Origin of the sequence: Rossellomorea sp. NRS-1567 (assembly GCF_050467885.1) — a bacterium.
Classification (GTDB): Bacteria; Bacillota; Bacilli; order Bacillales; family Bacillaceae_B; genus Rossellomorea; species Rossellomorea aquimaris_C.
Window position 1 is genome coordinate 270,622 of the sequence record NZ_JBITPL010000024.1, and the last position, 12,110, is coordinate 282,731.

Sequence of the window (12,110 nt, forward strand, 5' to 3'; positions counted from 1 at the left end):
ATTCTTGATACTTATCAAATGCACCCTATGTCAGAGTGAAAACTACGGCAATTCCCGTCCCGATGGCAAACGCAGTTAAAAAGGCTTCTGCTCCCTTCGATAAACCAGACACCAAATGACCTGCCATCAAATCCCGAACCGCATTCGTAATGAGAAGACCAGGAACAAGGGGCATCACAGATCCAATGATTATCTTATCCAGTTCCTGTCCTACTCCAAGCTGGACGAATCCATACGACAGCATTCCGATAATAAAGGAAGCAAGAAACTCAGCAAAGAATTTGATCGGAACGAGGCGATGAAAATAAATCAGGCTCGTAAATCCGACTCCACCCGTGATCAGTGCCGGAATGAAGTCCATCCACATTCCCTGGAACATGATGAGAAAGCAGCCACTGGCAATTGAAGCAGCCAATACCTGAATCACAAAGGAGTATGATAAATCTGATTGATCCAGTTTCTCCAGGGCATTGTAGGCTTCTTCAAGGGTAAGATGCCCTTTGCTTATTTGCCTTGAAATACTATTCACGAGGGTTACTTTTTCAAGATCAGTCGATCGCTCGTTTATTCGAATCAGCTTCGTTTTCGTTGGTTCAGACGTTTCAATCGAAAAGATGATCCCGGTAGGCGTCACATAACTGTGAGATTCTGAAATCCCATAAGAAGCGGCGATGCGCATCATTGTATCCTCGACGCGATACGTCTCTGCACCACTTTGCAACATGATCTTACCCGCCAGCAAGCTGACCTCCATAATGTCATATCTTCTTATCATTTTTGCTTCCATACGATCTCTCCACACGTGCTATTTTTTGAATAGGTCTAGTTTATAGGAAAGAAGGGGTGTAATCAATGAGGAAGGGGATGATTTAACGTAGTTTTAATCTGTGTAGAGGGTGTTAGGGTCGAATGATCGAGCAACTTGTCGAAAAATCTCCAGTCTCAAGATCTTTACTATCATCCTCCTATTCCCTTTTCTCCCTTCCTTTTAAAAAGAATGTACAAAACAGTGACCAGCACAAACCCTGTCAGAAACAACAGTTGATATTCTTCTACCAGCCCCAGAATCACTTCTCTATCACCCTCATAGAACTTGCCTATACTTAAGAATAAAAAGGTAGAAGGAGCAATACCCAGCATAGTAAGGAGAGAATACACTTTCAGATTCATTTTTGCCATGCCTGCCATGAAGGGAATGACATTTCCTAAGTGAAGGGGGCTTGCGATCGCTACGCTCCAGATTCCGTAGCTGCTGAACTTTTCCTGCGCTTCTTTAAGCTTCTTCCGTTTTTCAGGGTTGAGCTTTGCCTCAAGCTTCGCACCTAATTTAAAGCTGATAAAATAAGGAATATAGCTCCCGGCTGTATATAGAAAGCTTCCTACTAGAGAAATGACTCCTATCTCCAGCCACGTTAATTCTAAAATAAATCCCATTGTTACGATAAAAAAAGTGCCCACAAAAGGGAAAGCACTTCCTTCAATAAATAGAGAAAGCAATACACCCCATAACCCCCACTCAGACATGTAATTTGCCATGATTTCTTCCATCAAGGTCACTCCTATACGAACGAATACCTTAAGTATAAAAAAAACGCCGATATGCTAACAGAAGCCGTAGAAGTAATTGTTTCTAAGACCTGGGGTGTATTTTCTTCACATAAAAAAGACCTGCCTCTTTATAGGAGCGGGTCCGGATGATCTATGATTTCTATGTTCACACCTTTTTATGTTTTATACATGAAAAAGAGATTTTAATAGATAAGAAGATTACTTTTTCAGACTTGATTAAGGTGACTCATTAAGAGGGTCGTGAAGTATGATGACGGGCATGGACTTAGGGGTAACCATGAATCCATAGACTTTACCATCCTTGTCCTTATACGCTACAGAATAATCTCCAAACTGGGGTGAGAATTCGACGTTTTGGTATTCGAGGTCAAGATCCTGATACTTCAGGCTAACATACAGGTTGGTGGCGACTCTTGCGGTCAGGTGTTGCACACTGGAAATCCGGTTGGCTACTATTATGAGGATGATTGCTAAACACAGTAACATGACTTTCTTTGTTCCAGACAATCTGATCATTCATCAAGCCCCCTTTTATTTCTTCATGACTACTATACTCTCTATTATATACCTATTCACTGAACCATGACAAAAGAGCTACTTTTTTAGCAGCTCTTTTTTTTAGATTCTTTCTTATACAAGCGAGTAGTGGTTGTTTTCCGCTCCAGGTGCTCAGTTGAATTGGACTACTGAATAGGCATGAATCCTACGCTCCAATAGCCATCCTCATCCTTGATCAGCTGAAATCCCATATAGCCCTCTCCGCCATTGTCATATTTGATATAGCCATCATTGTCACTCATTTGAATAAATTCACCGTCTTCAATTCCATTGAAAGTACTCAAAATATCGTCCTTTGTTCCCCGGTCCGATTGGGGGATTTTCGCATCTTCTTGTTTTGTCCAGCGCACATACTCTGGTCTGTCCGTGTACATTTCATAGACCAAATCGTATCGTTCATCCAACGATGCCTGAACATAAATCTTCGCTATACTAATGGGAGACAGGCCTTTCAAATGTGCTTCTGTTGGATCTTCAGAAAACGCTTGATAAACAACATTTTCTTCTGCTGTCAGTGTGAAATTGTATTCATTATCGCCCTCAGGTTCGGTGGGTTTTTCAGGGGTTGGGTCTCCGTGATTAGATTGATTAGGTTGAATAGGTTCCTGTTCCTGTGAAACATTCTGTTCGCCCCTCCCATTTGTAATCAGTTCGATGGTCAAATATCCACCAACTAAAATCAATACAGCAACCAATAGATTCGGAACCAAGCTTCTTACTTTGAGTCTACTTTGCTTAGGCTCAGGCATTTCTTCAAATAACTTGGTTTTCAGCTTTTCCTTGAACTCTTTGCGGGGAGCAAGATCTGGTCGATTTTTTAATGAATGTAGAAATTTATCATTGAATTTTTCGTTCATCACTCAGCACCGCCCCTTCAATCGAATGTCCTAATTGCTTTTTTAACAGCTTGATGGCCCGATGATAATCGACCTTTACCTTGGAAGGCTTCCATTCAAGGATTTCTGCCGTTTCTTTGATGGAGTATTCTCTCAATCCTCTTAGGATGACGACATTTCGATAATCCGCCTTCAAGGTAGAGAGCGCTGCTTGCAGAACTTTCCACTCTTCATTTTTTTCCATTTCTTGATCAGGGAGGCCATCTTCACTTTTAAGTAGATTCATTAAGGCTTCCGGAAGCAGCGAAATGAACTTGCGCTTTCGGTAATGATCAATGGCTGTGCGTTTGGCAATAGATATAATCCATGTTATCTGTGAAGATTGGTGTTTGAAGTTGCGGTAGCTTTTGAACACCCTCATAAATGTATCTTGAGTTAAATCCTCTGCTTCGGAATAGTTGTTTGTAAAATATAATAAGTACTGATAGACATCATGAAAGTACGTTTCGTAAAGTTTTTCTAACTGATCCTGAACCTCTTTCAACGGCCTTCCCCCCCTTGACTGTAAATATTAGTCGTTTCACTAACTCCAAAGGTTTCAATTTTCCCCAATAAAAATAGAGCCATTTTAAAACAGCCCTTCATTTAGAAATTTTTTACCACATGAACGAAATATTACGGTCTTAAACAACCGTTTAACTCCTTTAACCTTGTCAGATCAACAAATCCCAATCTTAATCAAACGTTTGTTTAGTTGTCTAACATCTTCACCAAACGGGAAATTTGGCTATGTAACTCATCGATTGGAACGAATCTGGCCTTCCTGAACATCTCTTTTTCCTCTACAAATACGATGACGGCCGGTACAGTAAAGATGGAGAACTCACCAGCTATTTCCGGCATTTCCTCTGCATCGGCATGAATGGACTTTATATCTTGAAACTCTTCCAGCAGCCCTTTCACTTGGGGCAGCAGAGCATGACAAACAGAGCAGTTGCGTCTGGATATGTATAGTAACACCATCTTTTCCCCTGCCAGTGTAGCCTTGATTGTTTCTAAAGAATGAACTTCCTCCATATCTTATGGCCTCCCTTCTTTGATTTCACCTTCATAATAGGTATACCCACATCTCCAAAGGTTTACCATTAAAAACCCGCGGGAAAAGATAAACGACAAAACAATTTGAATGATGGAGGAGACCTGAAATGAAACCGACTGTTAAGGAATTTTATGACGATAAGGAATTAATTACAGAAGTTGAAAAGCTTTCTTCTCAAGGAGTGGACAAACATAATCTTTATGTATTATCCCATGATGATGCCCGGACGGACAGAGTAGCTGATCGAGCGGACGCCAATGAAATCGGTGTAAAGGAAACAGGCATCGGGACTGCAGTGGGGAACATGATTCTGAAAAAAGGTGACGAACTCCGAAACAAGCTGATGGAAGTTGGATTTTCTCACGAAGAAGCGGATCAGTACGAAGAAAAGCTCGATGAAGGAAAGATATTATTGATTGTTAAGAACTAACCTTTTAGAAAATTGACTTAGGATGATTCCCCGGAATCATCCTTTTTTGTCTTGAAAAACATAAAGCTTCCCGTTTACCGGTCTTCTAAACTTAGGACCTCTAAACCCTCGTTTAATCAGCTCTTTTCTCATAAACATCATAATTCCGCCATGGCCTACAATGAGAACGTCCTCACCCTCTTGTATGACCGTATCGACAATCCCGTTGATTCTTTTGAGGATCTCATTCTTACTTTCAGGCTGAGAACGATGATTAAACCACCAGGCTACCCGGATCATAAACAAATGTAAAAACAGTGGAAGCTTTCTCTTGGAACTAAATATGGGGGATAGTCTGATTTCACGTAGCTCTTTCAACGATACGATATCCCCGGCATAGACATTTCGGGCAGTTACATCTGCCCTGGTTAAGTCACTTGCGTAGCACTTCCTCCATTCAATATCATGAAGATCTACCTCATTCTCTTCTACATCAGACTTATCGTACTCTTCTACCCATTTCATTAGTTCTTCGGATGTCACAAATCTATTAGGATATCCTCTTGTTACTTTAAAATGCCTCACGAGACCAATCTTCACACTTTCTCCCCCTCCCCTTTCATTATACTATTATTTGGAAATGAAAAAAGCATGCGTTCTAAGCCGCATGCTTACTTTTATTATCCCAACGATACGTCCAGAATCATCATCACAACAAATCCAAGCATGAGTCCCAATGTAGCCAAGTCTGTACTTCCAGAGGATTGAGACTCTGGGATCAGCTCTTCTACTACCACGAAAATCATGGCCCCTGCAGCAAAAGCAAGTGCGTAAGGAAGCAATGGCTGCACTAAAAGGACAGCAGCTGCACCAATTACGGCAGCAATGGGTTCAACGATGGCTGAAAGCTGACCATAGTTGAAGGACCTCAGACGTGACATTCCTTCTCCCCGCAACGGAATGGACAGTGCCGCACCTTCAGGCATGTTCTGTATGCCAATTCCGATTGCAAGCCCGATTGCCCCTACCAATGTTGCGTCACCAAGTCCCATTGACGCCGCACCAAAAGCTACACCGATGGCTAAACCTTCTGGAATGTTATGAAGGGTGATCGCAAGAAATAGTAAGGTTGATTTTTTAAATTTAGTTGGAGGTCCCTCGGCTTTTTCCGCTGAGTTCCCGAGATGTAAATGAGGTACTACAAAATCCAACAGTCTAATAAACAGGCCGCCAAGCAAAAAACCAATAGCAGGAGCGAGCCATGGAATCTGACCATTTTGCTCACTGAACTCTATAGAAGGAGCAAGAAGTGACCAAAACGATGCCGCTATCATGACACCTGCAGCAAATCCAAGCATCATATTCAATGTATGCTTTTCAATTTTGGTGAAGAAAAAAACCGATGCAGCCCCCAGTGCGGTTAACCCCCATGTCAGCGTACCGCCAAACAGTGCCTGGACAACTGGATTGAATCCACTTAACCAATCTAAGAACATGCCAATCCTCTCCTCCGATCAAAAATTTTCAATACCACCATTTTGCATCAAGGAAACTTTCTTTGTCAAAAGAAATGTCATATTGCCTATATCCCATAGCCCATCATTTTTCTATATATATGTCATTCATATCAAATTGTGTATACATCCTTTATACTTCCTAACTTCCATACAAGGTATACCCTAAAGCGGAGGCGGCTCGTTCAGCCCCGACAAGCATAACAGACAAATAACGCCCCTGCCTAAAAAAGGCAGGAACGTACTTCTTATTGATCCCTAATGGCTGTTTTCCATAAGATCAGATTAACGACGAATAAAATGACGAGATAGCCAGTGATACCGAACGGAACCTGCAGAGCCAGGTAATGCAGGCCCAAAAACACACCCACAATAAGATAGAACGGCAGGACCTTCCAGCTGTCGCTTTGCTGGACACCTTCGAAGCTTTCGGAAAAGGGCAGTGCTCCCTTCATTAAGCTGAGACAGATAACAGTAAATATACAGGCACTAATAAAGACGATGACAATCTCAGGGATCACCCGGTAACCGAATAGAATGATAAAGACAATGCTTATCAAGCCATACAAAGGAAGGAACAGCTTCATAAGGAATGCTTTCAATGTCCCTTTGTAGATGGAAGCCCTGCTAGAAACAGGTGCTACTTTGTAAACCCATGACCCCTTGTATTTCCCTGAATAGCTGAGCATCATCACTACAGTGGGAATGACGATGAAGCTCGAATAGATGGATAAATACATACTTGAAGTCAGCAGATCTTCCCTCGTACCGTCCATTAACCCATTGAAGATGAATATGAACGGCATGATAATGGCAAATCCAAGGGCAGGATACACCTTCAACTTAAATTCCCTTTCATTTTTCATCATATAATGGGCGAATCGATAAAACGCACGTTCTTCGTTCGACTTGGACAACACCTTCATAAGAACATCCCCTAATCGAAAAAGGGCTTTCTTCTTTTTACCGCCATGGGTAGATAATTTCTGAAGATTCTTCTCAAAGGTCGGCAATGCTTTCACGTAAACGGTAAGGGCTATGATTGGAAATAGTACCGCGATGCATGAAAGAATCAGGATCATCACATGGTGGTTACCATTCAGAATCCATTCAAACGGTGCTGCGAACCAGATGGGAGGCAGAAAGATATTCCACCACTCCGGTGTAAAAGAAATCGTTAAATCGACAAATTCAAAAGATCGTGCCACAATCTGGTATCCCACTGCAAGTCCGATGGATAATCCGATCTGAACATAGTTGATGATGTCTTTCAGCTTTTCCCCATCGAAGTATTGGAGAATGAAATAATAGAGCATGGCCGTAAACACCACAATGAGTATGTTCATCAGAATGATCCCTGAAAGGAATAGTAAAAAGAATGAAAGACCATGATTGATCAACCCTACAACCAAAGGAATCGTTGTCAAAGAACCTGTCAGGAAAAACAGATAAATAAATACGTGAAGCGTTTTAGCCAGGCTGATTGTTTTTCTTTCGACCGGCTTGGTAAAGAGAATCGTATGATCCCGGATGTCCAGGATGACGACTGAGAAATCAGAAATCATCGAGGTCATCACGATGAAAATGAGCACGGTAAAGGTGATACTCATTTGAAAGATGTATTGATCTCCCATCAGAATGAAGGGAATGACGAATAATCCAAACAAAGCGTACACCCAAAGGGATTTAATAAAGCGGTTCTCATCCTTCCCCTTCTTCCTTTCCTGCTGCTGAAAGATCGTAGGCACGCGCCTTTGATCCATCGTAAGTTTGACTTGAAGTATTTTTCTCAATAACCGGTAATCGAATCCCAGCCTCGTAAACAACCCTTGAAACCAGTCCAGGAACAGAAGTGTACGAAATTCCTTCATCCTTACACCTCTTGCACAACAGAAACAATTTCCGCTGCCGTTTCCTTATGTTCATTAAATCCGGTTAATTGATTGAAGATTTCCTCAAGGGATCCTTCCATATTCTGATTCTTTAATTCTTCAAAGCTTCCATCTGCCACAATTTGTCCGTTATGCAGAAGAACGATGCGGTTGCTGATTTTTTCCACAACATCCATGATGTGTGAGGAATAGAATATCGTTTTCCCCTGCGTGGCAAGCTGGGCGAGCAGCTCTTTGAAAATCATAACTGAATTGGCATCCAACCCGTTGATGGGCTCATCCAGAAATAATACATCGGGATTATGTAATAAACTCGAGATGATCAGGATTTTCTGCTTCATCCCTTTTGAATAAGACGCGATCCTAGACTCATACACTTCGGAAAGTCCAAACAATCCGATGAGTCTCTCCGCTTTCTTCTTGGCTGTTTCATGTTTCATTCCATATAACTCACCCATGAAAGTGAGGTATTCTTCTGCCGTCAGGTTATCATAAAGATCCGCCATCTCAGGCACATAGCCGATCCGTTTCTTGTATTCTACTGAACTTGCAGATATATCTTTACCGAATAGCGTGACCTGCCCCGAATACTCTTCTTCAAGGCCGAGGAGGATCTTGACGGTCGTACTTTTCCCAGCACCATTCGGACCGATATAGCCGATGATCTGTCCTTTATATACATCCAGCTGTACGCCCTTTAACACTTCCTTGCTTCCATATCTCTTCTTCAAATCTCTGATCGATAAAATCGGTTCTCGTACGTCCATATAAATCCCCTTTTTTCTCTAGATATGCCTATATGCTAACATAAATTCCATTTTATGGTCAGTCGAGAATGGATTTTACCCGCTTTACCTTCGTATTCTTTGCACTGCATCTCATTCTGAAAAATTTTTCATTTCCCCTCTTCCCAAACTGGCAGAACTTGTTATATACTTTAACTGTATTAAGACACATAGTACACTTCACACAGTTGGGAGGGTGGATATGTTTGAGCTTGATTTAAGAAGTCGAAAGCCCATTTATGAACAATTAGTCGAGAAATTAAAAGAGTTAATCATTAATGAGGTGTTGAAGCCTGACGAACAATTGCCTTCCGTTCGTGCCTTGGCTCAGCAGCTGACCATAAATCCAAACACAATCCAAAAAGCTTATAGGGAACTGGAAACTCAAAGGTTCATTTATTCTGTGAAAGGACGGGGTAGCTTTGTTAATCCATCAAATCACATTCAAAACGCGGAGAAAATCATGAAAGTAAAAGAAGAGTTGTCTAAACTTTTGTCTGAAGCTCTCTATTTAGGGATCACGCCTGAAGATTTAAAGCAGATGATTGCTGACATCGAGGCATCGGTAGGAGGGAATCAATCTGATGATAGAGATTAAATCATTAAGTAAATCCTTTGAAGGTACTACAATCATCCATGACGTTTCGTTCTCTGTTCAAAAGGGATCGATTTATGGACTGCTCGGATCGAATGGTGCAGGAAAGACGACACTACTCAAATCCATTTCTGGAGTTCATAAGCCCGAAAGTGGAGACATTTATTTAAAAGATCAACCGGTCTTTGAAAATGTCCAAACGAAAGAAACCTTGGTTTTCATTCCTGATCAACCGTTTTTCTTCGCTCACTATACCTTAAATCAAATGGCAAGATTTTATCAAAATACCTATAGTCGTTGGGATGAGCATGAATATAAATCTCTAGCAGGCCTATTTGGGATAGACCCTCACAAAAAGCTTCATAAATTTTCCAAAGGAGTCCAGCGTCAAGCAGCTTTCATTCTTGCATTATCCACTCAACCGGATGTGCTCATTCTGGACGAACCCCTTGACGGATTAGACCCTGTCGTGCGTAAGAAGGTAAAAAGCGTACTGATCACCGAGGTGGCCAACCGGGAGATGACGATTCTTATCTCCTCTCACAACCTGCGTGAGGTGGAAGATATTTGTGATCATATCGGAATTTTGCATCAGGGAAGATTTTTACTGGAGAAAGAGCTTGATGATTTGAAATCCGGGATTCATAAGATTCAGTTGGCCTTTAAAGGCGAGATGCCTCAAAAGATCTTTACTGAGCTTGACCTTCTGCACGAAGAGACCAGGGGAAGCGTGTCCCTCTGCATCGTAAGAGGTGACGAACAACATGTGAGAAGCATGATCCAGCCTTATCATCCGGTGATTTTCGATATGTTACCGTTGACCCTTGAGGAAATATTTGTTTATGAAATGGAGGACGTCGGATATGCCATCCAAAACATCATGGATCAATAAGGAAGTCATCATTCAAAGCCTTCGGAATGTTGGGTGGGTAGGGATCGTTTATTTTATCGGACTTCTCTTTTCTTTGCCGGTTGACATTATCGGTAAACTATCTAACGACAATCAGCCCTATCCGATTGCCATTTACGAAAACCTATTCAAAATGCAATACCCGATCCAAATGGGTTTGATGCTGTTCGTTCCAGTCATCCTATCCCTTTTCCTTTTCCGTTATTTACATGTAAAACAGGCTGCAGACTTCATGCATAGTCTCCCACTGACACGCAGCAAATTATTTTTTCATTTTACCGTTACAGGATTCGTCATTCTCATCATGCCAATTGTACTGAATACAGCGATTTTACTTTCCCTTTATTCATTTACGGATCTTCAGCAATTTATTGATGTTCAAGATATTTTCATCTGGTGCGGCATCACGATCCTAATGAACATCCTTCTGTTCACAGCCGCTACCTTTGTGGCCATGATAACAGGACTGACAGCTGTACAGGGAGCTATGACTTACATCCTGCTCTTATTACCGGCTGGAATGTTTATGCTCGTATGCTTTAGCTTAAAAAATCTTTTATACGGTTTTCCGGAGGATTATTTTTTCAATATCAAAATTGAACAATATTCCCCTGTCATCAAGGCCGTATATCTTGAGAATAAAATCTTTTCCGGATTAGATGTGACACTGTTCATAGCTATCACTCTCCTACTCTATGGTTTATCGTATGTATTGTATAAAACGAGAAAAGTAGAAGCAGCGTCACTTGCCATTGTATTTCCTGTTCTCCGACCCCTGTTCAAATATGGAGTCGCTTTCTGTTTCATGCTGGTCGGCGGAATGTACTTTAATGGAATCTATCAAGAGACGGGATGGACCATATTCGGCTATTTTATAGGATCATTCATAGGCTATTATCTTGCAGAAATGGTTTTACAAAAACATTGGAGAGTGTTCCGTCATTGGAAGGGCTTTGCCGGGTTTGCCGTGATCATATCTCTTATCGGTTTATTCATTCAGTTCGATTTATTTCAATATGAAAAGAAGATTCCTGAATTGGAAGATGTAGAAAAAGTTCATGTGAGCCCAAGCTATTATTCCTTGACGGACAATCCAGAATCACTCATTGAAGAACCATTTATGAGCAAACCTAAAACTATTGAAGCGGTTCTGAACCTTCATGAAGAAATCGTTAACAACCAAAATCAGAACAAAGCAACTCCTGACGATAGCGAGCAAATCTTTTTCTATTACAAGATGAAAGATGGCAGTAAGCTGGTGAGGAACTATCAAGTGAATATAGACGAATTCAAATCCCAGTACGCTTCACTTTATGAAATGAATAATTATAAAGAAACGACGGAGCAAATCTTCGCCGTTAATTCAAGCAAGGTAGACAAGCTATCGATTTATTCTGATTTGGGGAATAGACAGAGTATAAGCATTGTCGATCCGGAACAAATCAATGAAGCCATCGGGATTTTAAAAGAAGAAACCTATAATGATAGGTTTGAAGATCGGGACAGAGTGAATCTCTATAACGTTGAATTACTTCTTTCAGAGAATCAATGGACCCATGTCGGGGTACGGAATAACGATAAGAAATTCGAATCCTGGCTACAGGAGAATGGATACCTTGAAGATATAAGGGTTACTGCAGATGACGTCGAGTGGATGTACGTGATCGATCAAGAGCGTTACCGAAACCGTCTGTTCAACGTCGTAGATCAAGATACGGCAGCCCTGGAGTTAAAGAAAGAAAACAAAGGGATCGAAGTAGCGGACTCCAAACACGTAGAAACCATCATGAATCAACTCGTATACAATCAGATGACCAATGAATATATAGTGATCATCAAGTATAAAACCCACGGAAATATCGAAGTGCGAGGCTTAAAAGCTGAAGAAACGCCTTCATTCCTGAAGAATAAAACGGACAATTGACTATTGAAAGTCGAGGTGA

14 protein-coding genes are annotated in these 12,110 nt (G+C 41.3%); 4 read left to right on the plus strand and 10 right to left on the minus strand.

The window, feature by feature from the left end; translation table 11 throughout:
• Positions 1-25: 25 nt before the first annotated feature.
• From ACIFOD_RS17705 to ACIFOD_RS17730, 6 genes are all read right to left on the minus strand, one after another.
• Positions 26-787, minus strand: a complete 762-nt coding sequence (locus tag ACIFOD_RS17705; protein ID WP_148967249.1) for a threonine/serine exporter family protein — start codon at positions 785-787, stop codon at positions 26-28.
• 170 nt (positions 788-957) lie between these two features.
• On the minus strand, positions 958-1,548 hold the full coding sequence (locus tag ACIFOD_RS17710; RefSeq protein ID WP_430315709.1) for a DedA family protein: 591 nt from the start codon (positions 1,546-1,548) through the stop codon (positions 958-960).
• A gap of 237 nt (positions 1,549-1,785) precedes the next feature.
• Complete coding sequence (locus ACIFOD_RS17715; protein ID WP_430315710.1) at positions 1,786-2,085, minus strand: hypothetical protein; 300 nt, start codon at positions 2,083-2,085, stop codon at positions 1,786-1,788.
• Positions 2,086-2,252: 167 nt separating this feature from the next.
• Positions 2,253-2,987, minus strand: a complete 735-nt coding sequence (locus ACIFOD_RS17720) for a hypothetical protein (RefSeq protein WP_430315711.1) — start codon at positions 2,985-2,987, stop codon at positions 2,253-2,255.
• Positions 2,965-3,507 carry an RNA polymerase sigma factor gene (locus tag ACIFOD_RS17725; protein ID WP_430315712.1) on the minus strand — a complete coding sequence of 181 codons (543 nt, stop codon included), beginning with the start codon at positions 3,505-3,507 and terminating at the stop codon, positions 2,965-2,967. Before ACIFOD_RS17725 ends, ACIFOD_RS17720 begins: the two co-directional genes overlap by 23 nt.
• A gap of 206 nt (positions 3,508-3,713) precedes the next feature.
• A complete protein-coding gene (locus tag ACIFOD_RS17730) occupies positions 3,714-4,040 on the minus strand; it encodes a thioredoxin family protein (RefSeq protein ID WP_430315713.1) in 327 nt (108 codons plus the stop codon).
• 128 nt (positions 4,041-4,168) lie between these two features.
• Here ACIFOD_RS17730 and ACIFOD_RS17735 point away from each other — a divergent pair, with 128 nt between their 5' ends.
• Positions 4,169-4,492, plus strand: coding sequence for a general stress protein (locus ACIFOD_RS17735; RefSeq protein ID WP_430315714.1), 324 nt, complete (start codon positions 4,169-4,171; stop codon positions 4,490-4,492).
• A 36-nt stretch (positions 4,493-4,528) separates the two neighbouring features.
• On the opposite strand, the gene ACIFOD_RS17740 is transcribed toward ACIFOD_RS17735, so the two are convergent.
• The 4 genes from ACIFOD_RS17740 to ACIFOD_RS17755 all read right to left on the minus strand — a co-directional run bounded on the left by ACIFOD_RS17740 (position 4,529) and on the right by ACIFOD_RS17755 (position 8,644).
• The gene (locus tag ACIFOD_RS17740; RefSeq protein WP_430315715.1) at positions 4,529-5,071 is read right to left on the minus strand and encodes a histidine phosphatase family protein; all 543 of its coding nucleotides are present in this window, start codon (positions 5,069-5,071) and stop codon (positions 4,529-4,531) included.
• Between the two features lie 80 nt (positions 5,072-5,151).
• Entirely contained in the window at positions 5,152-5,967 is an 816-nt protein-coding gene (locus ACIFOD_RS17745; protein WP_397553106.1) for a ZIP family metal transporter, read from the minus strand.
• Between the two features lie 266 nt (positions 5,968-6,233).
• Complete coding sequence (locus tag ACIFOD_RS17750; RefSeq protein WP_430315716.1) at positions 6,234-7,856, minus strand: hypothetical protein; 1,623 nt, start codon at positions 7,854-7,856, stop codon at positions 6,234-6,236.
• Between the two features lie 2 nt (positions 7,857-7,858).
• On the minus strand, positions 7,859-8,644 hold the full coding sequence (locus tag ACIFOD_RS17755; RefSeq protein ID WP_430315717.1) for an ABC transporter ATP-binding protein: 786 nt from the start codon (positions 8,642-8,644) through the stop codon (positions 7,859-7,861).
• Positions 8,645-8,864: 220 nt separating this feature from the next.
• Between ACIFOD_RS17755 and ACIFOD_RS17760 the strand changes: the two genes are divergently transcribed.
• From ACIFOD_RS17760 to ACIFOD_RS17770, 3 genes are read left to right on the plus strand one after another with little or no spacing between them, the layout of a single operon-like run.
• On the plus strand, positions 8,865-9,260 hold the full coding sequence (locus ACIFOD_RS17760) for a GntR family transcriptional regulator (RefSeq protein ID WP_428975147.1): 396 nt from the start codon (positions 8,865-8,867) through the stop codon (positions 9,258-9,260).
• Positions 9,247-10,149 (plus strand): ABC transporter ATP-binding protein, encoded by a 903-nt coding sequence (locus ACIFOD_RS17765; protein ID WP_430315718.1) that lies wholly within the window; start codon positions 9,247-9,249, stop codon positions 10,147-10,149. Before ACIFOD_RS17760 ends, ACIFOD_RS17765 begins: the two co-directional genes overlap by 14 nt.
• On the plus strand, positions 10,121-12,091 hold the full coding sequence (locus ACIFOD_RS17770) for a DUF6449 domain-containing protein (RefSeq protein ID WP_430315719.1): 1,971 nt from the start codon (positions 10,121-10,123) through the stop codon (positions 12,089-12,091). Before ACIFOD_RS17765 ends, ACIFOD_RS17770 begins: the two co-directional genes overlap by 29 nt.
• Positions 12,092-12,110: the final 19 nt, after the last annotated feature.